Raw genomic sequence first — 24126 nt, 5'->3', positions numbered from 1 at the left:
GAGTAACATGGCTAATCTTTCAACAAACTTCCTCGGCATTAAATCTCCAAACCCATTCTGGCTAGCTTCGGCTCCGCCGACCGACAAGGCCTACAATGTCGAGCGCGCTTTCAAGGCTGGCTGGGGTGGCGTGGTCTGGAAAACGCTTGGTTCCGAAGGCCCGCCGGTGGTCAATGTTAATGGTCCACGATATGGCGCTATCCATGGTGCTGACCGACGTCTGCTGGGTCTTAACAATATCGAGCTGATCACCGACCGGCCGCTCGAAGTGAACCTGCGCGAAATGAAAGAAGTGAAAATGCGCTGGCCCGACCGCGCGCTGATCGCTTCAATCATGGTGCCATGCGAAGAAGAAGCGTGGAAAGCCATTCTGCCACTGGTGGAAGAAACCGGCGCTGACGGCATTGAGCTCAACTTCGGTTGTCCGCACGGCATGAGCGAACGCGGCATGGGTGCAGCCGTCGGTCAGGTGCCTGAATATGTCGGCATGGTTGTAAAGTGGTGCAAGCAATATAGCCGGATGCCGGTAATCACCAAGCTGACACCGAACATCACCGATATTCGCAAGCCAGCGCGCGGTGCCAAGGCCAATGGCACTGATGCCGTATCGCTGATCAACACGATCAACTCTATTGTGTCGGTCGATCTCGACAGCATGTCGCCGGTTCCGTCGATTGATGGACGCGGCAGTCATGGCGGCTATTGCGGACCAGCTGTTAAGCCGATTGCGCTCAACATGGTGGCGGAAATTGCGCGTGATCCTGAAACCTATGGTCTGCCGATTTCAGGCATTGGCGGCATCACCACATGGCGTGATGCAGCTGAATTTATCGCGCTCGGTTGCGGCACGGTACAGGTCTGCACGGCTGCGATGACCTATGGCTTCAAGGTCGTTGAGGAAATGATCGACGGTCTTTCCGACTGGATGGACAGCAAGGGTTATGAAACGCTTGATGATTTCCGCGGTATGGCTGTGGGTCAGGTCAGCGATTGGCAATATCTCAACCTCAACTACGTCACCAAAGCGCGGATTGATCAGGATTCCTGCATCAAGTGTGGTCGTTGCCATATTGCCTGCGAAGATACTTCGCATCAGGCGATTACAGCGATGGTTGATGGTGCGCGGCACTTTGAGGTGATCGACGAGGAGTGCGTTGGCTGCAATCTCTGCGTCAGTGTTTGTCCTGTCGAGGATTGCATCACCATGGAGCAGATCGGCGATTTCGATCCACGCACCAAAGCACCGATCCCAGCGCAATATGCCAACTGGACGACCCATCCGAACAATCCGATGGCTGTCAAAGAAGCGGCAGAGTAAAACAAAAACGCCGGGCAAAAGCCCGGCGTCTTTCATTTCAGGCAAATGTTTTAACGACTGACGCGTTTGCCTTTTTCCGGCTCAAACACATGGCTGGTTGCCGGATCAATGGCAATGGTCAGTACATCGCCTGGACGCACGGTCAAACGTTCGCGGAACAGGCAGGTAATCGGCTGGTCGCCAAGCTTGCCCATGACCATGATCTCCGAACCGGTCGGCTCAACAATATCAACTGTGATCGGCACCCCCTGCTCGGCAATTTTCATATGCTCAGGGCGCATGCCATAAACAGCCTTACCCGAGAGGCTTGCATAGGCCCCTTCAGGAAGCTGCATGCGGAAGCCGCCGTCAGCCACAAACGAGCCTTCTTCGATCTTACCATTGACAAAGTTCATCGATGGCGAGCCGATAAAGCCCGCGACAAACATATTGGCCGGACGATCATAAAGATCAAGCGGCGCACCGATCTGCTCCACCAGACCATCGCGCATGACAACGATCTTATCGGCCATGGTCATGGCTTCAATCTGATCGTGGGTCACGTAAATCGTGGTGGTTTTCAGACGCTGATGCAGCCCCTTGATTTCACCGCGCATCTGCACGCGCAGCTTGGCGTCGAGGTTGGAGAGCGGTTCGTCAAAGAGAAACACCTGCGGATCGCGAACAATCGCACGGCCCATGGCTACACGCTGGCGCTGACCACCGGAAAGCTGGCGCGGAAAGCGGTCGAGCAGCTTGTTAAGGCCGAGAATTTCGGCTGCACGATTAACGCGGCTGTCGCGTTCTGCCTTCGGCGCATTTTTCAACATAAGCGCGAAGCCCATATTGTCGGCCACCGTCATATGCGGATAGAGCGCATAATTCTGGAACACCATGGCGATATCGCGCTCTTTCGCACGCAGATCATTGACGACGCGCGGACCGATGGCGATTTCGCCGTCGCTGATTTCTTCAAGCCCTGCGATCATTCGCAGCAATGTGGACTTGCCACAACCCGACGGGCCGACCAGCACGACAAATTCGCCGTCCTGAATATCAACGGACACGCCGTGCAACACGCCGACATTGCCATATTTCTTGATTGCATTTCGGATGGATACAGATGCCATCTTAAACCTCAATTCTTATTTGACGGCGCCTGCTGTCAGACCTGCAACGATCTGGCGCTGTGCGAAAACGGTGAGCAACAGGACCGGCAATGTGACCACGAGAGCCGCGGCGGCAAGCGGACCCCAACTGACCTGTTCAAAGGACAGCATGTTGTAAACTGCGACCGGCAGGGTACGTGTCTCGCGGCTTGCGAGCACGATGCCGAAAACGAAATTGTTCCACGAGAAGATCACCGCAAGGATGAGCGACACCACAACGCCCGGCTTGGCGATAGGAAGTGCCACTTTCCTGAACACCTGCCACGAGGAAGCACCATCAATAATGGCTGCTTCTTCAAGCTCCATCGGGGTCGTCTCGAAATAGCCAATCATGATCCAGATCACGATTGGAACAGTCACAACCAGATGGATGATGATCTGCGGCCAAAGCGTGCCAAGCAGTCCCAGCGTTTGGAAGAGCAAGAACAGCGGGATCAGGTAAGACAGGCCCGGCGTCATACGTGCAATCATGATGACGATTGCCGACTTGTTGGCGCGCAGACGTGCGATGCCATAACCAGCTGGAACGCCAACCAGCAATGCCAGCAAAGTGGCGGTTCCGGTCACGAGAATACTGTTCCAGAAATAGAGCAGGAAGTCGTTGGTCTCGAAAATACCGGTATAGTTCGACCACGCGATGCGGTCAGGGATCAGGATTGGCGGATAGGCGCCATTGTCGATTTCATATTTCAACGAAAGCGACAGCATCCAGACGAAGAAGAAGATTGCGGGCGACACGATGACGAAAACCATGAGTGCCGTGCCAAGCTTGGAAAGTATTGACTTGCGTGCCATGGTTGATCCTCAAGCGTTCCATTTGGTTCGTTGGCGCAGAGCCAGAAGAACCATCGACATTGCGATAATGACAATGAAGAACACCACGGCAATCGCCGAGCCATAACCAATGTCATAATAGGCAAACGCCACGTTATAGAGATAGATATTGATGGTTTCCGATGCCGTACCGGGGCCGCCCTGCGTCATCGCAAAGATGATGTCGAAGCTTTTCAGCGCATCAATCGAGCGAATGATAACGGCCACCATGATAAACGGCAGGATCATCGGAAGCGTGATATAGCGGAATTTCTGCCAGCCATTGGCACCATCGATTTCCGCACTTTCAAACGGATCGCGCGGCATGGATGCAAGGCCACCGAGCACAATCAGCATCACCAGCGGCGTCCACTGCCAGGTTTCAACCAGCACCAGCGACGGAATAACCGTGCTTTGGTTAAAGATCCACTCCTGCGGCGCAATGCCGATCAGCGAGAGAAGATAATTCAGTACGCCCAGCTGCGGATGATACATCATCGTCCAGACAAGAGCGACGGCAACCGGCGTTGCCATCATCGGCATCACGAAAATACCGCGCAATAGCCCGCGCATTGGCAATTTGCTGTCAAAGACCAGCGCCGCAATGGTGCCCAATATCATCGGGGCCACGACAGAGAGAACCGTATAGACAAGCGTGTGCCACATGGATTCCCAGAAGCGCATATCGGCGGCAAGACGCAAATAATTGTCGAAGCCGACAAAGCTCTGCTCACCACCGAGCTGCCACTGATTGGCACTCATCCAGAGTGTAAACACCCATGGAAAAACGATCACCGCCCCGACGGTAATCAAGGCTGGAAGAACAAACGGCCAGTAACTTGGCCGCAAGCGGCTCACAACGGGCTTGGTGGCAGGGGCCGCTGTCGCGGCTCCTGATTTTGCACCTATCGGGGCGGCAGATGTCATTTTCCTTCGCTCCGTGCGAGGACCGGACGGAATTCTTCCGTCGCGCGTTTCATTTCAGTTTCTGCGTCAGCACCATTGAGAAGATTGGTGAGGCCAACACCGATAATGTCGCGGAATTCCGTAACAGGCACGATGACTGGCAAGCAGAGCTGGCTGATTGGGGCAGACTTTGAGAGCGCTTCCACCCAGCCTTCCGGCATGGTGACGCCCTTGCGCACTTCTGCGTCGTCGATGATCGACTTGCGGAACGGAACGCCCGATCCCGATTGCAGAAGGCGCGCGCCCATTTCCTTGGAAATGGCCCACTGGCAATAAAGATATGCGGCTTCTTTGTTTTTCGAAGCTTCGGTCACGCCAATGCCATCGCCCGTGGTCGGGGCAGCCTGTGCATTCGGGCCTGCTGGCATGACGCCATAGCCAACCTTGCCGACAACACGCGACTTGTTCGGGTCTTCAAGCGGCGGCGCAAAGCCGATACCATCGAGCCACATACCAACGCGGCCCTGAAGGAAGTTTGACTGGCATTCGGCCCAGTTGAAACCTGCAACGCCGGGAGGTGCCGATTTGGTCATCAGGCGCTGATAAAGCTTGGCTGCTTCAATACCTTCTGGCGAATCCGTCTGAACATTGCCATCGGCATCCACCGACTGCTTGCCATAGCCGAGCAGAAGGCTGGTATAGACCGGCGCATTGGCATTCTTCATGCCGCGTGCAACAAAACCATAGGTTCTGGTTGCCGGGTCAGTCAGGGCTTCGGCAGTTGTAACCAGCTCTTCAAAGGTCTTCGGGAATTCAAGACCCTTCTCCGCAAAGAGATCCTTGTTATAATAGATGATCCAGTAATCAACCGAGAATGGCAGCGCACCGAAGCGACCATTGGCATCCTTGGCGAAAGTCAGACCAGCGCTTGCAAAATCATCTTCGGTGAGCGACGCATCGGTGAGTGTCGGGTCTTTCAGGAACGGGTTGAGGTCGGCAAGCCAGCCACCCTTTTCAAACTGACGCTTCTGAACGTGATAGCTGATATGGATGACGTCGAAGCTCGGACGGCCCGAAGTCAACTCGATAACGGCCTTCTGGCGCTGCTGCTGTTCCGGCGTCTGTTCGGAATTGACCTTGATGCCGGTCAGATCTTCGAATTCCTTCTGATGCTTCTGAAGGAGTTCGCCGCGCGGGCTCTTGATAAGGTTTACTTCAAGCGTGGTGCCAGCATATTTCTTCCAGTCGACACCCGACTGCGCGAAAGATGGGCTGATGCCCGTTACACCTGAGGCGGCAATGGCCGCAGTTCCCGCCAAAAACTGGCGACGTGTTGGACGTAATATATTCACTGCTTACTCCTCCCCTGTTGTGTGTTTGGCTCGGCGACTCCTCTCGCCAAACCTTCAGAGCGTTTCCCATATCGATAGAGTCATAGGAAACGCTCTAATTTTTTATTTTTCGCATTATCCTACGCAAAACCGCTACGCACTTTTGCTGGAAATGCTTAGTCTCAAATATGCAATGCCAGCTTCCGTGCGTTGTTGATGTGAACGGCGATAGCATCCATGGCAGTCTGTGGATCGCGGGTTTCGATTGCCGACAACACCGACAAATGTTCCTGCATGACCGGGATCACACGCCCGGTGATACGGAAACGCTCCTGATTGATCAGGCGCATCTTGATCGTATTGGTCTGATAGTTGCGCCAGATGATTTCATTATCAAGCGAGCCGACAATCGTGTCATGCAGGCTCCAGTCGATATTCTGCGCCTGCTCTTCAAGCTCTGGCGTTTCACCTTCGCTCATCGCGCGATTGAGCGTTTCTTCGTGTGCGGCACGCAGCGAACACAGCAATGCATCGGAAGCCGACTGACAGAAAATCGCGACCGATTCTTTTTCGATGAAAAGACGAAACTGAAATGCCTCGCGGATCAGGTTCAGATCGATATGCGCGATCTGCAGTCCGCGCTGCGGCACAGTCTTGATCAGACCTTCCGTTTCGAGACGCGGGATCAGTTCGCGGATCGCACCCAGCGGCAGGCCCGTCATGGTGACGAGCTGGCGCTGAGAAACGAACTGGCCCGGATGAAAATCACGCGCCAGCAAATGCTCGGTGAAGCTCTGATAAGCCTTATCCCGCAATTTTACTGGTTCGTTGTGATCGTCCGCCAAAGCCATTCCCTTTTGCTACTAGCGCTTATGCAATGGTCAAGCCGCTTTTGCCATATGCAAACGGTCGAATACACTACCAATTGCGTCAAAATCCGCATCATTCAACGAAATCAACGGTGCGCGTACACGACGCCATTCCTTGTCACCCGTATGACGTGCAACCATAGCTTTGACCGCAGGCGTGACCGGATAGTTGAGCAACTGGCGCACTGCACCAACCAGCTCATTGTCATCCAGACCCTCATTGATCATGCGCAGAAGACGATCCGGGAACAGGTTTGCCATGCCGGAAATTGCACCCTGTCCGCCAAGGCGTACACCAGCTGCAAGATCACGCTCATCGCCAATCAGGATCGCAATGTCCTTGTGGGCCGCAAGCAGCTTTTCCGTATAGGACCAGGTGCCCGAAGAATCCTTCACGCCGATGATGATGTCACCGAAAGTTGCGCGCAGACGGGTGATGAGATCGACCGACAGTTCGACAGCCGTCACTGACGGGATGTTATAGAGGATGATGCTGCGCGCATCGCTGCCAAGACCCTTCAACACCGCCGAGAACCAGTTGAACAGACCCTCATCGGAGAGGTTCTTGAAATAAGACGGTGGCGCCAGAAGAATGGCCTTGCAGCCGCGGCGCAGTGCATCGGCAGACTGTGCAACCGCATCGGCAATCGAGTTTTCCATCACGCCGACGACGATGTTGGAAGCAGCAAAGCCTTGCGCGATGAAAGCATCAAGAAGCGCTGCACGCTCGGCATCACCAATGGAAGAACCTTCGCCGGTCGTGCCAAACAGTGTGACACTTGAGCAGCCATTGTCGAGGCGCGCGCGTGCATGCTTCAGCGCACGGCTGACGTCGATATTGCCCTCAGCATCGAATGGGGTCGTGAGTGCTGCAGAGAGGCCGAAGCGCTCCTGTCCAGAATGATTATGTGCCAAAACTGGCTCCTCCCAAGATTGAACTGTAAGCTTGCACATACTAACATGTTAGTAAATAGTCAATTTGATGTTGAGGCCTGTATGTCCAATTTCGGGTGGGATTTTTAAATTATTGTGCGGGGACTATGCCGGTTTCTATGAAGGAAATAACTTCGGCTTGGCTTGGCGAACCGGCACGTCCGCCAAAGCGTGCGCATTTGATGGCGGCGGCGGCATTGGCAAAGCGGATGATGTGCGTCATGTCTTTGCCTTCCACCAGACCATGCGCGAAAGCGCCGTGAAACACATCACCTGCAGCCAGCGTATCAACCGCATCGACCTTAAAACCGGGCACATGGAAAACCTGTTTGACAGCGCCTTCCGTCCAATAACAGCCATCCGCGCCACCGGTCACAGCCGTAAACACGTCGTAGCGGTCGGCAAGAATGCGCACGCATTCGCGCAAGTCCGTCGTGCCTGTCACGCTGATTGCAGCCGGTTCTGACGCAACAATATGGGTTGCGAGTGGCAAAAGCGTTTCCAACAGTTCGATGGGTGCAGTATCGGCATCCAATATCGCCGGAATACCGGCATCGCGTGCCGCACGAAGGGCCGTTTCCGCAGCCCAAGGCCAGCGCACATCGGTCATGACGGCAGCATAAGCGCCTGCCGCGATTGGCGGCGTTTCTTCAGCCGGGCTGGCAAGCGTGCGATCATAAAACGGTACGATAATACGTTCGCCATTTGCATCAACGAGGATCGAAGAAAAGGCCGTGCGTGTGCCTTCCAGCCGCCTTATATGCGAACAATCAATGCCTTCGGCTTCAAGCTCCGCGACAGCGCGATCTCCCACCGGATCAATCCCGGCAGAAGCCCACAGCGCCACCTCCCCGCCAAGTCGGGCAATGGCGCTCGCGGCACTCGAAGCCATACCGGCTGCGATTTCAACAGCCTCACGCGGCAGATATTTGCCTGCCGCATGCGGGAGCGCATCAAGGCGGAGAATGGTGTCCATGGTGAGGGCACCGACGCAGAGAATTTTAGTCGACATGATTACGAAATGAGGCCTTCGGAACGTAAGGTCTGCCAGAACTCATCCGGGATCGATTGCTCGAACCAAACGACATTCTGCTTGATCTGCTCCGGCGAGCGGACACCGATCAGAATGGAATTGACGGCCTCATGGCGCAACGGAAACTGCATGGCAGCAGCAGCCAACGGCACATGATACTCATCGCAAATATCGTGCAGGCGATTGGTGCGTGCAATGATGTCAGCAGGCGCATCGGCATAGTCGAACTTCTGTTCGCCACCGCGCGGGGCAGCGAGAATGCCCGAATTGAACACACCGGCGATCACCAGCGCCATGCCGCGCTTTTGCGCCAGCGGCAGAAATTCTTTTTCTGACACCTGATCGAGTAGCGAATAGCGGCCAGCGAGAAGCGAGCAATCAAGATCAGCTTCCTCAAGCGCATCGCGAATGATCTGCCATTCGTTCACGCCAAGACCAAAGCCCTTAATATTGCCTGCTGCACGCAGTTCGGTCAGTGCCCTGAAGCCACCGCCTTTGGTCAGCGCATTCCAATGAAATTCGTGCATGTCGGCATGGGTTACGCTACCGATATCATGGACATAGAGCAGATCGATTTCCGGAAAGCCGAGGCGCTGCTGGCTGTCATCGAAACTGCGCATGACGCCGTCATAGCTGTAATCAAAGACCTCACGGAAGTTGAGGCCATTGTGCCAGCCCGAATCGAGCGGATTTTTTGGCGGCGCTGGCGGCAGGGTGCGACCAGCCCGCTCATTGGTCATCAGGCGTCCGACCTTGGTGGACACAACAGCGCGCTCAGTTTTTTCACGCAGCATATCGCCCAGCAGGTGCTCACAGCGACCAAGACCGTACATTGGCGCACTGTCGAAATATCGAATACCGCTGTCCCAGCCAGCTTCCAGCAAAGCATCTGCGTCAACCCGCGAAACTGGCGCATAAAGCCCGCCCAAAGGCGCTGTTCCCAGACCAAGCGCTGTTACGGAAAGACCAGTCCGGCCAAGCGTACGCTTCTCGGATGCTTTGAACTGCATGGATATCTCCTCCAGAATCTATGCTTTCGCGTCTTATGAACGCGGAGAGACTGATAAGAGGAAGCGAATAAATGCGCAAACGAAAAACTTATTCATTGGCGAATAGCTTACACTCAGCCCGTTTATGCGAAGCGGGCCTGAATGTTTTGTGAAAGCAGCGCAACCGGACGCGACTTATCGCCCGCCGCAACCCAGATCAGCTCTTCAATTTCGCTGGAAGCGGCAGGTGCTTGTCCTTCTCTCAAGTCGAGATGAAACAGTTCGGCCTCAACAATCGAATCTGCTTCATTGGCAGCGGGTGCCGACATGCGTGCGGCATGGCGCAATTGGCTTTCATCGATGTGAATTCCGAGCTCTTCTTCGATCTCGCGGATTAGGGCAATTTCAGGCGCTTCGCCCGCATCAATCTTGCCACCGGGTTGGAAGAAAATCTCGCTGCCGCGCTTGCGCACCAGGAGGAAACGGCCCGCTTCATCACGGACAATGGCTGCTGCAATAAGAATCGTTTTCATAGGGGCGAAACATCGTCGCGAACACGCACACCGTCAAGAATAATTGCCGCTATCGATCGTGCAGTCTGCTCATAAAAATCCGGCTGTTCGGCGCGGCTGCCAAGAATGGCTGCGACCTGCACTGAGAAATCAGAATAGTGCTGTGTCACCGCCCAGATTGTAAAAATCAGATGATAGGGATCAATCGGCGCGATGCGTTTTTCTTCGATCCAGCGATGAATAACCTGCGCCTTTTCATCGACCAGATCTTTCAGATGGCCTTTCAGAAAGTCGGTAATTGCCGGTGCGCCATGCAGAATTTCATTGGCAAACAGACGCGATGCGGCGGGCCTCTTCGCTGAAAGCTCAAGCTTCTGCGCGATATAGTTGCGCAGTTCTTCAAGCGGATCGCCTTCCGAGTTGATGCTTTCAAATGGGCCGAGCCATTCGGTCAATGTTTCTTCGAGAACGGTTACATAGATGTTCTGCTTGCGCGGAAAATAATACAGCAGGTTTGGCTTCGACATGCCTGCCTTTTCCGCAATCTGATCGACGGTCGTGCCGCGAAAGCCATAGGCAGAAAATACATCGAGCGCAGCGTCGAGAATAAGCCTGCGGTTGATCGCCTGAATGCGCGTCGCACCTTCCGCCTTATCGCTCGCACCTGCTTCGGCAGGGGCATTTGCGGGGGCTGTCGCATCTGTGACCATTTAGCACCTTCTCGTGAGGCAAAATTTCTTAAAACCGCTTGACCACTGCCGAACGCTCTTCTAGCCTGCATTTTGACCAAGTAGTCAAGTTTTTGCAATAATTGCAAGAAGATTGAGGCCAAAGAGCCGGGTCGCGGGAACAACATAACATGTGAAACGCTGGCAGCAATGCCACTGTTATTGCATGCTTGAAATGTGGAGGCAGAGCTTATGGCGCTCAGCAGCAATCTCAAGGTCAATGGCGACAGGCTGTGGGACAGCCTGATGGATATGGCGCAAATTGGCCCCGGCTTGCGCGGTGGTAACAATCGCCAGACGCTGACCGATGAGGACGCCGAAGGCCGACAGCTTTTCCAAAAATGGTGTGAACAGGCCGGACTGTCGATGACCGTCGATACAATGGGCAATATGTTCTTTCTTCGCCCCGGTGAAGATGCGGATGCTGATCCGGTCTATATGGGCAGCCATCTCGACACGCAGCCAACGGGCGGAAAATATGATGGCGTGCTCGGTGTGCTCGGCGGACTTGAAGTCATGCGCACATTGAACGACACCAATATCAAGACAAAACGCCCTATCGTCGTGGTCAACTGGACCAATGAAGAAGGCACACGTTTTGCGCCCGCAATGTTGGCTTCGGGTGTTTTTGCAGGTGTCCATGAGCGGGACTGGGCCTATGAACGCACGGACGCCAAAGGCAAGAAATTCATCGATGAATTAGAGCGCATTGGCTGGAAGGGCGACGAGCCGGTCGGCAAGCGCAAAATCCATTCGATGTTTGAACTGCACATTGAACAAGGTCCGATCCTTGAGATTGAAAATAAGGATATTGGCGTTGTCACCCATGGACAGGGTCTGTGGTGGTTGCAGGTAACATTAACCGGCAAGGAAGCGCATACCGGCTCAACGCCGATGAAAATGCGCAAGAATGCCAGCCTTGGTCTCGGCAAGCTGCTGCAACTCGTTAACGAGATTGCCATGTCGCATCAGCCGGATGCTGTTGGTGGCGTCGGTCATATCGAAGTTTCGCCAAACTCACGCAATGTGCTACCGGGCCAGATTGTGTTCACCGTCGATTTCCGCTCGCCCGATCAGGCAACGCTCGATGCCATGAAGGCACGCTTTGAAGCGGAAGCGCCAAAAATCGCCGAAGAGCTTGGCATCGGGATTGAGATTGAAGTGGCCGGGCATTTTGATCCGGTCACTTTTGATGAAGGCTGCGTCACAGCAATCCGAAATGCAGCAAAACGGCTTGGCTACAGCCATCGTGATATTGTTTCAGGTGCCGGTCACGACGCCTGCTGGATCAATCGTGTAGCGCCCACCGCCATGGTCATGTGTCCATGCGTGGATGGTCTCAGCCACAACGAAGACGAAGAGATTTCTAAAGAATGGGCATCGGCTGGCGCTGATGTGCTTCTACATGCCGTATTGGAGAGTGCTGAAATTGTGAGTTAATTTCCAGCCCATCCAATACTGCTTAATGTTCGAAACAAAACCAAAAAGGGGAACGCGAACATGGTTAGTTCTGGGGCAAGTAAGGTCATTAAAGGCGGCACCGTGATTACGGCTGACCGCACCTTCAAAGCCGACGTTCTTATCGAAGGCGAGAAGATTGTTGCCGTGGGCGATAATCTGACCGGCGATGAAACTATAGATGCAACCGGCTGTTACATCATGCCCGGCGGCATCGATCCGCATACGCATTTGCAAATGCCCTTCATGGGCACCTATTCATCGGACGATTTTGACACCGGCACCGCAGCAGCGCTTGCTGGCGGCACAACGATGGTGGTCGATTTCGTGCTGCCGGGGCCGGAAGGCAATCTGCTCGACGCGCTTCAGGAATGGTTCCAGAAGGCTGGCAAGGCCCGCACTGATTATTCGTTCCATATGGCGATCACCGGCTGGAGCGAACGCGCTTTCAATGAAATGCCGGAAGTTGTGAAGCGCGGCATCAACACCTTCAAGCACTTCATGGCCTATAAGGGCGCGTTGATGGTGAATGATGACGAGATGTTCGCATCATTCCAGCGCTGTGCTGAACTCGGTGCCATGCCGCTGGTGCATGCGGAAAACGGCGATATTGTTGCGCAATTGCAGGCAAAATTTCTCGCAGCAGGCAATGATGGGCCGGAGGCGCACGCCTACTCGCGCCCGCCGGAAGTGGAAGGCGAAGCTACCAACCGCGCAATCATGATTGCCGATCAGGCCGGTGTGCCGCTTTATGTGGTGCACACATCCTGCGAGCAGGCGCATGAAGCAATCCGCCGCGCGCGCCAGAAAGGCATGCGCGTTTATGGCGAGCCGCTGATCCAGCATCTGACATTGGATGAAAGCGAATATCACAATCGCGACTGGGACTATGCCGCGCGCCGCGTGATGTCGCCGCCATTCCGTGACAAGGTCAATCAGGATAGCCTCTGGGCGGGTCTGGCGTCCGGTAGCCTGCAGGTTGTCGCGACCGATCACTGCGCGTTCACCACCGAGCAAAAGCGTAACGGAATTGGCAACTTCACTAAAATTCCGAACGGCACAGGTGGGCTTGAAGAACGGTTGCCGGTGCTCTGGACGCGCGGTGTTCGCACAGGACGTCTGACGCCAAACGAGTTTGTTGCTGTCACCTCGACAAATATTGCAAAAATCCTCAATATCTATCCGCAAAAGGGTGCAGTTCTGCCGGGTGCTGATGCCGACCTCATCATCTGGGACCCGGAAGCCACCAAGAAAATATCGGCCAAAACACAGCACTCCTCCATTGATTACAATGTGTTTGAAGGCTTTGAGCTGAAGGGCCTGCCGGTCAAGACATTCTCGCGTGGCCGTTTGGCCTTTGACAATGGCCATGTGACCGCGCAGCCGGGCGATGGACGTTTTGTCGAGCGCGAACCCAATGGTGCCGCCAACAAAGCGCTGTCGCAATGGAAAGAAATCGTTGCGCCACGCAAGGTGGAACGCAGTGCCGAACATATGCCGATAGGGGTCTGATACATGGCTCTAGCTTCGCTTCGGGAACCGCATGTGATGAATATCGATAGCATGGCCCCGAGGCGGGGCTTGGATGACGCACAGACCGTCATCGACATTAAAGACCTGTCGCTGGTATTTGAAACCAATGACGGACCGGTTCATGCCCTGTCCGACATTAATCTCGCCGTTAAGCGTGGCGAGTTTGTCTCCTTCATCGGTCCATCGGGTTGCGGTAAAACCACGCTGATGCGTGTGGTGGCTGATCTTGAACAGCCGACGTCTGGAACAGTGACAGTGAACGGCAAAACTCCGGAACAGGCGAGACTTGACCGCTCTTATGGCTATGTGTTTCAGGCGGCGGCGTTGTTTCCATGGCGCACGATTGAAGATAATATCAGTCTGCCGCTTGAGATTATGGGCTTTTCAAAAGCCGAGCGAAAAGCTTGCATTGAAAAAAACCTAGCGCTTGTGAACCTCACTGGTTTTGGCAAAAAGTTTCCGTGGCAGCTTTCCGGCGGGATGCAGCAGCGGGCATCGATTGCGCGTGCGCTGTCGTTTGACCCGGATATGTTGCTGATGGATGAGCCGTTCGGAGCGCTCGATGAAATCGTGCGCGATCATCTCAACGAGCAGCTTTTGAAGCTTTGGGCGGCCACGCAGAAGACGGTGATTTTCGTCACCCACTCCATTCCCGAAGCAGTCTTTCTGTCGACCAAGATCGTGGTGATGAGCCCGCGTCCGGGCCGCATTCATGAAATCATCGACTGCGATCTGGGACCGGACCGGACATTGGACATTCGTGAATCGGAAGCATTTCTGAAAATCGCCCATCGCGTGCGCGAAGGCCTGCGGCTAGGCCATATTCATGAATAAATTGCGGGGGCGAAAATGACAGCGTTTTTTCGCGACAAGTTTATTCCGGTTGCGACCATTCTCGCGGTGATTATTGCGATCTGGTATGCATTCGCCGTCTATCTGAACGCGCCGTTTGAGCGTGATCAAGCACAGCGCGCGGGAGCCGAGATTTCATTCTCGACCATCGTTGCGAACACCATGCATCAGGATCGCCCTGTGCTGCCTGCACCGCATCAGGTGGCAAATGAGCTCTGGAAAACTGTCTTTGCCGTCAAGCCCAGTTCGAAACGCAGCCTCGTCTATCACGGCTGGGTGACGCTTTCCTCGACCTTGCTCGGCTTCGTGCTTGGATCGGCGCTCGGTGTATTGCTAGCGGTCGGCATTGTTCATTCGACAACGCTCGATAAAAGCCTGATGCCGTGGATCATCACCTCGCAGACAATCCCCATTCTCGCAATAGCCCCCATGATTATCGTGGTACTAAATGCGATTGGCATTTCCGGACTGTTCCCCAAGGCTGTCATTTCCACCTATCTATCGTTTTTTCCGGTGGCGGTTGGCATGGTCAAAGGGTTGCGCTCGCCCGATGTGATGCATCTCGATCTTATGCGCACCTATAATGCCTCAAAAAATCAGGTATTTTGGAAACTACGCTTTCCTGCTGCCATGCCATTTTTGTTCACATCAATGCAGATTGCGGTGGCGATCAGCCTTGTCGGTGCCATCGTTGGCGAATTGCCGACAGGTGCTGTTGCAGGACTTGGTGCACGATTGCTGGCTGGCTCCTATTACGGGCAAACCGTGCAAATCTGGGCGGCACTGGTGCTTGCAGCCTTCATGGCATCCATCCTTGTGGGGCTGGTTGGCATTGCGGCCACAATGGCCAAACGACGTATGGGCATAAAGCCGGAAAAGGCGGCATCATGATCATCAATATTGCCATTATCATCGTTCTGATCGCCGTGTCGTGGTTTGTTGTGCAGGGGCTGGCCAGCGTTAAAATTCGCAACGCTCAGGGGCAAAAGCTGATCGATATTGCCGTCCCAGCACTGTTTGGCATTGCCATGCTGGTCCTATGGGAAGTGGCTGTGCGGATTTTCGAAGTGCCATCGGTGCTTTTGCCTGCACCATCAGTCATCGGTGCGCGGATCGGCTCGTCAGTGCCGATTCTTTGGGCCGACTTTCAGCAGACTTTCTTAAAAGCTGTGATCATCGGCTATGTCGCAGGCTGCGGCCTTGGCTTCATCACGGCCATAATTGCAGACCGCATTCCGTTTCTGCGCAAAGGCCTGTTACCGCTAGGTAATCTTGCTGCCGCTCTTCCCATTGTTGGCGTCGCACCCATCATGGTGATGTGGTTTGGCTTTGATTGGCAGTCGAAAGCAGCAGTCGTGATCATCATGACCTTCTTTCCAATGCTGGTAAATACGGTTGCGGGACTTGCTGCCAGCGGTGCGATGGAACGCGATCTCATGCAGAGCTATGGCTCCAATTACTGGCAAACGCTTATCAAGCTGCGCTTGCCAGCCGCCATGCCTTTCATTTTCAATGCGCTCAAAATCAATTCAACATTGGCGCTGATTGGCGCAATTGTGGCTGAATTTTTCGGCACGCCGATTGTCGGCATGGGCTTTCGCATATCGGCGGAAATCGGGCGCATGAATGTCGATATGGTCTGGGCCGAAATCTTTGTAGCAGCTCTTGCAGGGTCGCTCTCCTATGGGCTGATCGCGCTGATCGAGCGCAAAGTAACATTCTGGCACCCTTCATACAGGAGGGCATCAGCCTGACGATTTGGCATCCGCCAACATAAGGCGGACCAAAGTGCATTCCGAAAAGTGGGAAACGGTTTTCGGGCAAAATGCGCGCAATAAAAAAGAACCAGAGGAGAACTGAAATGAAAAAGGCACTGTCTTTATGCCTTGGAACAGCCGGACTGGCGCTCGCACTCTTGAGTAACTCAGCAATGGCAGCAGACAAGTTGACCTTGCAGCTCAAATGGGTGACGCAGGGACAGTTTGCAGGCTATTATGTCGCCAAGGACAAGGGTTTTTACGAAGAAGAAGATCTTGATGTTGAGATCAAGCCGGGCGGCCCGGACGTGGCACCCCCACAGGTGATTGCCGGTGGCGGCGCAGATGTGGTTGTGGATTGGATGCCTTCGGCACTGGCCACCCGCGAAAAGGGTGTACCACTTGTCAACATTGCACAGCCGTTTAAAAAATCCGGCATGATGCTGACCTGCCGTAAGGAAACCGGCATCACCAAGCCGGAAGACTTTAAGGGCCGCACATTGGGCGTGTGGTTCGGCGGAAATGAATATCCGTTCCTGTCATGGATGAGCCATCTGAAAATCCCGACCACAGGCGGAGCTGATGGTGTGACCGTGTTGAAACAGGGTTTCAACGTCGATCCATTGATCCAGAAGCAGGCCGACTGCATTTCCACCATGACCTATAATGAATACTGGCAGGTCATCGATGCCGGTCTTCCTGCCGATCAGCTCGTCGTGTTCCCTTATGAAGAACAGGGCGTGGCAACGCTCGAAGATGGCCTCTATGTGCTCGATAAGAGCCTAAATGACCCGGCCATGGTCGATAAGCTGGCACGTTTTGTCCGCGCTTCGATGAAGGGCTGGCAATATGCGTCTGAAAATCCTGCGGAAGCTGCCGAGATCATTCTTGAAAATGATGCATCCGGCGCGCAGACACAGGAAGTTCAGGAGCGTATGATCAAGGAAATCGCCAAGCTGATCGATGGTTCGGACGGCACGCTCGATGTCGCTGCTGCCGACCGGACAGTCGAAACATTGCTGGGTGGTGGTTCTGATCCGGTCATTACAAAGAAGCCGGAAGGCGCATGGTCTCCTAAAATTACCGATGCTTTGAAGAAGTAGGCACGGCACTTTAAGAAGTACGCAGACAATGGCCAACTGCTGTTGTCTGCGGCTTTCGATCAACGTGTACTTCGTATCAGAATCATATATTAAAAGTTGCAACTTGGGTGTAATTGGGGGGCATTTCCTTCAGCCAGGTTATTTGAGGACATCATGCGTAAATTGCTGTTGGCATTTATTATTGCTATGGCTGCGCCAAATGCATTTGCTGCCGATCTGAATGTGTCATTCGATTGGGGCCCAACTAAAAAATGCCTCGACCCCAAATCGCCACCGATCAAGGTATCGGGCGTTCCGCAGGGCACCACCACGCTCGATATCAAGATGATTGATCGCAATGCGACGGGCTTTAATCATGGTGGCGGTAAGGTCGCTTATAAGGGGCAAGCGCAACTACCGTACGGCGCGTTCAAATATAAAGGGCCATGCCCTCCTGAAGGAACACATAACTACAAAATTACAGTAACGGCTCTGGATGCAGCTGGTAAAAAACTGGCCAGTGGTTCTGCAAGCCAGCCTTTCTCAAAGAAATAACCACTCCGAAACCTCGCCCTTACAGCGAGGTTTCTTTTTGCGTGCGCTTTATTTCAGCTTTTCTTCCAGAGCGACAGCTCTGATAAGTTCGCGTTCCAACCGCGCTTCTTCCTCAACCTTTGGCTTGGTGAAGCGTCCGAGCAGAAGATAAGCAACGGGTGTTACAAACAGCGTTGCGATGGTTGCAAGGCCAAGTCCACCAACAATCACCCAGCCGAGTGCAACGCGTGCTTCTGCGCCCGCACCGCTCGCCAGTACCAGTGGGACGCCACCCAGCACCGAACAGATCATCGTCATACAGACCGGACGCAGGCGGATATTGGCCGCCTCTTCAATAGCCTGACGGACATTCATGCCTTTGTCGCGCAACTGATCGGCAAATTCGACAATCAGAATACCGTTCTTGGCCATGATGCCGACAAGCAGCACAAGCCCGATCTGGCTATAGACGTTGAGGCTTGTGCCGGTGAGGATCATCGCGAAGACCGCACAGCCAAGGCCGAGTGGCACCGTCGCCATAACAATCAGCGCACTCACGAAGCTTTCAAACTGTGCAGCCAACACCAGCATAATGATGATGATCGCAAAGCCAAACACCAGCGCGATACCCGTTGAGGTTTCGCTTAAGGTCGAGGCTTCCGCTAGCGGAATAATGTGCGCGCCGGGAGGCAACAACGGTGCGGCAATCTCCAGCGCTGCCGCATAAGCATCACCCAAGGCAAAGTCACTACGCAGATCCGTTGTGATCGCAACCGAGCGCAGACGCTCTTCACGGTTCAACTGCGGCGGAACGGCCTTTTCAACGACGGTTGCAATCGACGACATTGGCACGTAACGACCATCAGTGGTCTTGAGGAAGACGTTTTCAAGATCGGTCGGGTCATTGATCGGATTGGTGGTCGAAACCAGCTTCACGTCGAAGCTTCTGTCGCCAACATAGACCGATCCGATTTTACGGCCATCAAGAACCGACTGCACCGCATTGGCCAGCCCGGTAATATCAATGCCCAAATCGGACGCACGCTCGCGGTTGATCTCAACGGAAAGCTGCGGCTGTGTTGGTTCCACCGACAGGCGAGGCTGCACAAAACGCGGATCTTTTTCGAGAGCCGAGACAATGGCGTCTGTTGCAGGGCGCAGTTTGGCATAATCACTGCCAAGAACAGCGAACTGCAAGCCATTGCCCGCACCGCGAATACCAAGACTGTTTGGCTGGGCCGTGAAGATACGCACGGCAGTAATGCCACGCACACGCTCGTTAATATCAGCCATAATTTCTTGCTGCGAGCGGGCGCGCTCCTTCCATGGCGCAAGCGTCATCACCACGAAGCCGTTATTGGACGATCCGCCGGAACCGGCGATGGCATAAGTAGTTTCAATTTCACCATTGTCTCGCAATGGCTGAATAGCCGCTTCAATCTTATCAAGTTGCGACTGAAGAAACTCCACACTGATGCCCTGCGGTCCGTTGATGCGCAGCAAAGCAACAGCACGGTCTTCAGTTGGGGTCAGTTCCTGCCTGAGTGTGCCAAAACCGACATAGGACGCGCCTGCAAACAGAACCGCGACCATCACCACAATGAAGGGAGCGGAAAGACAGGCATGAAGGCTCGTGCGATAGAAACTCGCCAGACCGCCACCAATGCGTTGCAGGAATTTGGGGCCATGTCCGCCCTCACCGGCTTCGCTACCCTCTTTGAGAAAACGCGATGCCAACATCGGACACAGTGTCAGAGCCACAACCGATGAAAGCAGAATGGCAATTGCCAGCACAAAGCCAAATTCGCGGAACAGACCACCCGCCTGCCCCGGCAAGAACGAAATCGGCACAAAAACTGCAACGAGTGTCAGCGTTGTTGCAACAACTGCAAAGAACACTTCTTGCGTGCCGAGCACAGCTGCCGCACGCGGCCCCATGCCCTGATTGCGTCGGCGCACAATATTTTCGAGCACCACAATCGCATCATCCACCACAAGGCCGGTAGCAAGCACCAGCGCCAGCAGGGTGAGAATATTGACCGAAAAGCCGCTGAGATAGATGGCAGCAATCGTTCCGATGAGTGCAACCGGAATGGCCAGAGCGGGAATAAGCGTCGCGCGAATATCCCATAAAAACATGAAAATGATCACGACAACGATAATCACCGAAGCGATCAGTGCGATTTCAACTTCGTGAATTGCGCCTTTGATGAAGTTTGCATCATCACTGGTGACAGTGACGCTGACACCAGCGGGTAATGTATTCTTCAGATTTGCAACGGCAGCGCGAATGCCTTCCGAAATATCGAGTGTGTTCGACTGAGCCTGACGCACGATGCCAAGGCCAATAGCTGTCTTGCCGTTGGAACGCACGGCAGAGCTTTCAATATCCGGTCCGAGGGTTACTGTTGCCACGTCGCGTATCTGCGTGCGGCCTTTGATATAGACGTTTTCAAAGGCCTCGGGCTTTTCCAGATTGGCTGTCGCACGCACGACAATTGACTGATCAGAACTGCGGAGCGAACCGGCAGGCGCATCCAACCCCATGGAGGAAAGTGCGCTCGAAATATCGGCAATGGTCAGGCCATAACTTGCAAGCCTTGCCTGATTGATATCGATGCGGAAAATCTTATCGCGATCACCATTGATTTGCACATCGGCGACGCCGGGGACCGCCGACAACACATCTTCAATCTGATCTTCAACCAGAACCGTCATGTCGTCTACCGACATAGTGTCGGATGTAACGGCAAGGCGCATCACCGGATCGGCATTGGAGTCCGCCTTGATGATACGCGAAGGATCGGCTTCTTCCGGCACATTGTTGGCCACGCGCGAAATCGCATCGCGCATATCGGCGGCAGCAACATTCAGATCCACACCGTCGTTGAACTCGACCGTCACGCGGCTGCGCTCAAAAGACGACGAAGACGAAATCGACTTCACACCCGAAACACGCGCGACGGCATTTTCCAGCACCTGTGTCAGCTGACGGTCAATGGTTTCCGCAGAGGCGCCACTAAAATCCGTGCTGATAGTAACAACCGGACGATCAACATCCGGCAATTCACGAATATCAACACCGGTAAAGGCCGCAAGGCCCGCAACGATGATCAGAACATTGATAACAAAGGCAAAAACTGGACGACGAATAAAAAGCGCCGTCGATCCACCTTGATTGCTGGGATTCGAGTTAGGATTGCTCACGCTTTATCCTCACCCTGCTACGCGGGTTTTGGCAGCGGGATCAATGCGAGCCGTACCTTGCTCATGCTGCAAGCGCACAGGTGCATCATCACGCACGGTCTGCACGCCCTGCGTGACAATCATATCGCCCTGTTTCACAGGCCCATCAATCAAGATATTGGTGGAATTGCGCTGCACGATACGCGCCGCCACTTTCTTAGCTTTGCCTTCTTCGACGCGCCAGACATAAGAACCGTCAGCCCCCCACTGGATCGCCAGCGGATCAACCGACGGAAAACTGTCGCCGGGGAAAAGTACTGTTACCGAGAAAGACATGCCAGCGCGCAAACGGTCTTCGTCATTGTTGACCTCGGCACGCACATGCAGCGTGCGGCTTGCCTCATCAAGCATATTATCCACCGCGTTGATTGCGCCCTTATAGCTCACCCCGGGAAAAGCAGTCGATTCCGCGCTCAGCGGCTGACCAACTTTAATCTGCGGTGCAAAACGTTCCGGCACCCAAATATCAATGAGGACTTTCGAGCGATCATCAATCCGTGCAATCGATGTCTGCGCAGTCACATAGTTACCGGCATTGACCGGAAGAATACCCACGACACCTGAAATCGGCGCACGCACCGTACGGCGGCTAAGCGCCAACTGCGCATCATCAAGAGCAAGTTTTGCATTTGCAAGCGCGAGGTCGGCTTCCACCTCCTGCACGACGGTTGCCGTGTTGGTGGCACGCAAACGCGCAATACGCTGACGGGTCGTATCGGCATCTTTCACTGCAATTTGCGCCTTGTTGACGGCAATGGTTTCCGTTTCATTGTCGAGAATAGCAATCGGATCACCCGACTTGACGGCATCGCCCGCTTTCACAAGCAGCTCATTCATATAGCCGCTTGAATAAGGCGTGACCGAAACCGTGCTCAATGCACGTGCCGAACCGATCGCCGTGAGCCGATTGTTGATCGTTTCTTCACCTGCCGGCTCAACCACAACGAGGGGAGCCGCACGAGCACCAGAACCGCCATGCGACTGCTGTGCGGGAGCATTTCCTGAAGCAGTCTGTGTTGAAGAGTCTTTGTTTTTATAGAGATACCAGCCACCCGCGGCAGCTCCGATAATAAGCAGGCACAGAACAATCTGCTTCCAGGACTTCATTCAACTCTCCGACAGAGCGCTATCGAGTGCATCGAGAGGCATCTGATTTAAATATTTGCATTCACGCTGGCACCTTCATGCCCGCAAAGAGTATCAAAATGATGATCGCGCCAATAAGTTGCATAATCGTGCACAAGTTGCGTCATCACGGATTTTCCCATTTGCGATTTTGCACTTGGCGATTCCGCACGTCGAGTTAAATTTCGGTAATGCTCGCAATGACCCGGAATAAGATTGTTTAAAATGAGAACTGCAATTGCCGTTGGAATTATCTTTTGCGGGCATATATAGATGGCAACATTTGTAACTATATTATTTATTCGGAAACTCCCCTGATGGAATGTTGCATCGCCTGCGAACAATCCGTCGATATGGATTGTGCGTATGACGGCCATTGAAAAGACCATGGAACCCGGTGGAGTTGCAGCAGAGATTGCTGCGCGTGCACCGGCAATGGCCTCTGCACAAGACGACAAAGTTTCGCCCACGCATTTCACAAGACTGCCCTGGCGCAACCGCCTATCCAACAAACTTCTTATCCTAACGGCGCTCGCTGTACTCATCGCCGAAGTTCTGATTTTTGTACCCTCCGTCGCCAATATGCGTGTGCGCTGGATGAACTCGCGTCTTGATACGGTGGAAGCGGTCAGCGAAGTTCTCGTTGCCAGCGGCAATATCGATATCCCGCGTGAAGTGCAGGACAAGGTTCTGCTTGCCACCGGCACCAAAGCAATTGCTCTGCGGAGTGCTGGTGCCTCCAACCTGCTTGCTATGAGCGAAATGCCCGGCCCAATCGATCAGGTGATCGATCTTAATAATATCAGCGAAGCAGCGGCCATTTGGGATGCTTTTGGCACGCTGTTTAATGGCGGCAACCGAACTTTGCGAATTTATGGATCTGTTCCGCCTAATGATCCATCTGGGCAGATTATTGAAATCGTTACCTCGGACGCGCCGCTTCGCCACGCGATGCTCAGTTACGCGATCAACGTCGCTCTCATCTCGTTGCTCATCTCGATTATTGCGGCGAGCCTTATCTATCTCATCATCCATGAGATGCTTCTGCGGCCTGTCCGCCTTATGCATCGCAATATGATTGACTTTGCGTTATCGCCCGACAATCCAACCAAGATCCTGGTTCCAGAAGATCGCAAAGACGAGTTTGGTGTGGCTCAGCGCCAGATCGCCCATATTCAGGCAGATTTGCAACGCACACTCAAAGAACAGAAACATCTTGCTGATTTGGGTCTCGCCGTTTCCAAGATCAACCATGACATGCGCAATATTCTGGCATCCGCACAGCTCATGTCTGACAGGCTTGCCGACACGGAAGACCCCGCAGTCAAACGATTTGCGCCAAAGCTCATTCATACATTAAGCCGTGCTATCAGCTATTCCGAGAGCGTGATGGCTTATGGGCGCTCACAGGAACTGCCGCCCGCGCCGCGCCGCGTGAAGCTGCACACTATCATTGAGGATGTGCGTGAGACACTGAACGTCGACAAAGAAAACGGCATTGAGTTTGAGAATCTGGTTACCGAAGATTTTGAGCTCAATGTCGATTCCGAACAGCTCTTTCGTGTTCTCTGCAACCTATGCCGTAATTCGGTACAGGCCATGGAACGTGACAGACCAAGCGACGTATCAACCGTCAAGCGGCTAACCCTTTCCGCAGGGCGTATTGGGACCACAGCGATCATCGGTGTTGAGGACACCGGCCCCGGCCTACCACAGAAAGCACGCGACAACCTTTTCACTGCATTCAAGGGATCGACCCGCAGCGATGGGACGGGCCTTGGTCTGGCCATTGCTCAGGAACTGGTTCGCGCGCATGGCGGAACCATTGAGTTACGCGAAGATCGGCCTATTGGAGCGCATTTCGAGATTCGTCTGCCTGACTTGTCCAATTGGCATGACAAAAAGCATAGCCGATCTGAGGGCAACTTAGCCTAATTTTGCCATTCTCCAAAAAAATAC

The 24126-nt window shown here is 54.0% G+C and carries 22 protein-coding genes; 9 read left to right on the top strand and 13 right to left on the bottom strand.

The window, feature by feature from the left end; all coding sequences use genetic code 11:
* Positions 1-7: 7 nt before the first annotated feature.
* Positions 8-1318 carry an NAD-dependent dihydropyrimidine dehydrogenase subunit PreA gene (gene preA / locus WH356_RS07200; RefSeq protein ID WP_339509485.1) on the top strand — a complete coding sequence of 437 codons (1311 nt, stop codon included), beginning with the start codon at positions 8-10 and terminating at the stop codon, positions 1316-1318.
* Positions 1319-1368: 50 nt separating this feature from the next.
* On the opposite strand, the gene WH356_RS07195 is transcribed toward preA, so the two are convergent.
* The 10 genes from WH356_RS07195 to WH356_RS07150 all read right to left on the bottom strand — a co-directional run bounded on the left by WH356_RS07195 (position 1369) and on the right by WH356_RS07150 (position 10562).
* A complete protein-coding gene (locus WH356_RS07195) occupies positions 1369-2427 on the bottom strand; it encodes an ABC transporter ATP-binding protein (RefSeq protein ID WP_339509484.1) in 1059 nt (352 codons plus the stop codon).
* A 15-nt stretch (positions 2428-2442) separates the two neighbouring features.
* Positions 2443-3261: a carbohydrate ABC transporter permease gene (locus WH356_RS07190; protein ID WP_105705389.1), complete on the bottom strand. Its 819-nt coding sequence runs from the start codon at positions 3259-3261 to the stop codon at positions 2443-2445.
* Positions 3262-3270: 9 nt separating this feature from the next.
* On the bottom strand, positions 3271-4206 hold the full coding sequence (locus tag WH356_RS07185) for a carbohydrate ABC transporter permease (protein WP_339509483.1): 936 nt from the start codon (positions 4204-4206) through the stop codon (positions 3271-3273).
* A complete protein-coding gene (locus WH356_RS07180) occupies positions 4203-5537 on the bottom strand; it encodes an ABC transporter substrate-binding protein (RefSeq protein WP_339509482.1) in 1335 nt (444 codons plus the stop codon). Before WH356_RS07180 ends, WH356_RS07185 begins: the two co-directional genes overlap by 4 nt.
* A gap of 161 nt (positions 5538-5698) precedes the next feature.
* Positions 5699-6361, bottom strand: a complete 663-nt coding sequence (locus WH356_RS07175) for a GntR family transcriptional regulator (protein ID WP_339509529.1) — start codon at positions 6359-6361, stop codon at positions 5699-5701.
* Between the two features lie 36 nt (positions 6362-6397).
* On the bottom strand, positions 6398-7300 hold the full coding sequence (locus WH356_RS07170; RefSeq protein ID WP_339509481.1) for a dihydrodipicolinate synthase family protein: 903 nt from the start codon (positions 7298-7300) through the stop codon (positions 6398-6400).
* Between the two features lie 109 nt (positions 7301-7409).
* The gene (locus tag WH356_RS07165) at positions 7410-8330 is read right to left on the bottom strand and encodes a PfkB family carbohydrate kinase (RefSeq protein ID WP_339509480.1); all 921 of its coding nucleotides are present in this window, start codon (positions 8328-8330) and stop codon (positions 7410-7412) included.
* Positions 8331-8332: 2 nt separating this feature from the next.
* Positions 8333-9361, bottom strand: coding sequence for an aldo/keto reductase (locus tag WH356_RS07160; protein ID WP_339509479.1), 1029 nt, complete (start codon positions 9359-9361; stop codon positions 8333-8335).
* 122 nt (positions 9362-9483) lie between these two features.
* Positions 9484-9873 (bottom strand): NUDIX hydrolase, encoded by a 390-nt coding sequence (locus WH356_RS07155; RefSeq protein ID WP_339509478.1) that lies wholly within the window; start codon positions 9871-9873, stop codon positions 9484-9486.
* Entirely contained in the window at positions 9870-10562 is a 693-nt protein-coding gene (locus WH356_RS07150; RefSeq protein ID WP_339509477.1) for a TetR family transcriptional regulator C-terminal domain-containing protein, read from the bottom strand. The genes WH356_RS07155 and WH356_RS07150 overlap by 4 nt, the downstream gene beginning before the upstream one ends.
* A gap of 210 nt (positions 10563-10772) precedes the next feature.
* Here WH356_RS07150 and WH356_RS07145 point away from each other — a divergent pair, with 210 nt between their 5' ends.
* The 7 genes from WH356_RS07145 (at position 10773) to WH356_RS07115 (ending at position 17817) form a co-directional block, all read left to right on the top strand.
* Positions 10773-12020 carry a Zn-dependent hydrolase gene (locus WH356_RS07145; protein ID WP_339509476.1) on the top strand — a complete coding sequence of 416 codons (1248 nt, stop codon included), beginning with the start codon at positions 10773-10775 and terminating at the stop codon, positions 12018-12020.
* Positions 12021-12080: 60 nt separating this feature from the next.
* On the top strand, positions 12081-13550 hold the full coding sequence (hydA, locus tag WH356_RS07140) for a dihydropyrimidinase (RefSeq protein ID WP_339509475.1): 1470 nt from the start codon (positions 12081-12083) through the stop codon (positions 13548-13550).
* A gap of 36 nt (positions 13551-13586) precedes the next feature.
* Positions 13587-14405: an ABC transporter ATP-binding protein gene (locus tag WH356_RS07135; RefSeq protein ID WP_339509528.1), complete on the top strand. Its 819-nt coding sequence runs from the start codon at positions 13587-13589 to the stop codon at positions 14403-14405.
* Positions 14406-14420: 15 nt separating this feature from the next.
* A complete protein-coding gene (locus WH356_RS07130) occupies positions 14421-15314 on the top strand; it encodes an ABC transporter permease (RefSeq protein ID WP_339509474.1) in 894 nt (297 codons plus the stop codon).
* On the top strand, positions 15311-16177 hold the full coding sequence (locus WH356_RS07125; RefSeq protein ID WP_339509473.1) for an ABC transporter permease: 867 nt from the start codon (positions 15311-15313) through the stop codon (positions 16175-16177). The genes WH356_RS07130 and WH356_RS07125 overlap by 4 nt, the downstream gene beginning before the upstream one ends.
* A 107-nt stretch (positions 16178-16284) precedes the next feature.
* On the top strand, positions 16285-17283 hold the full coding sequence (locus tag WH356_RS07120) for an ABC transporter substrate-binding protein (protein WP_339509472.1): 999 nt from the start codon (positions 16285-16287) through the stop codon (positions 17281-17283).
* 153 nt (positions 17284-17436) lie between these two features.
* Positions 17437-17817 (top strand): phospholipid-binding protein, encoded by a 381-nt coding sequence (locus tag WH356_RS07115; protein WP_339509471.1) that lies wholly within the window; start codon positions 17437-17439, stop codon positions 17815-17817.
* Positions 17818-17865: 48 nt separating this feature from the next.
* On the opposite strand, the gene WH356_RS07110 is transcribed toward WH356_RS07115, so the two are convergent.
* The 3 genes from WH356_RS07110 to WH356_RS07100 are packed head-to-tail and all read right to left on the bottom strand — an operon-like array spanning position 17866 to position 22544.
* Positions 17866-21003, bottom strand: coding sequence for an efflux RND transporter permease subunit (locus tag WH356_RS07110; RefSeq protein ID WP_339509470.1), 3138 nt, complete (start codon positions 21001-21003; stop codon positions 17866-17868).
* A gap of 9 nt (positions 21004-21012) precedes the next feature.
* A complete protein-coding gene (locus WH356_RS07105; protein WP_339509469.1) occupies positions 21013-22149 on the bottom strand; it encodes an efflux RND transporter periplasmic adaptor subunit in 1137 nt (378 codons plus the stop codon).
* A 47-nt stretch (positions 22150-22196) separates the two neighbouring features.
* Entirely contained in the window at positions 22197-22544 is a 348-nt protein-coding gene (locus tag WH356_RS07100) for a hypothetical protein (RefSeq protein ID WP_339509468.1), read from the bottom strand.
* Positions 22545-22554: 10 nt separating this feature from the next.
* Here WH356_RS07100 and WH356_RS07095 point away from each other — a divergent pair, with 10 nt between their 5' ends.
* Positions 22555-24102 carry a sensor histidine kinase gene (locus WH356_RS07095; RefSeq protein WP_421565394.1) on the top strand — a complete coding sequence of 516 codons (1548 nt, stop codon included), beginning with the start codon at positions 22555-22557 and terminating at the stop codon, positions 24100-24102.
* Positions 24103-24126: the final 24 nt, after the last annotated feature.

The organism is Ochrobactrum sp. MYb379 (assembly GCF_037479515.1).
GTDB lineage: Bacteria > Pseudomonadota > Alphaproteobacteria > Rhizobiales > Rhizobiaceae > Brucella.
Note: the sequence above shows the minus strand (reverse complement) of the source record. Positions and strands in the feature narration are given on the sequence as shown.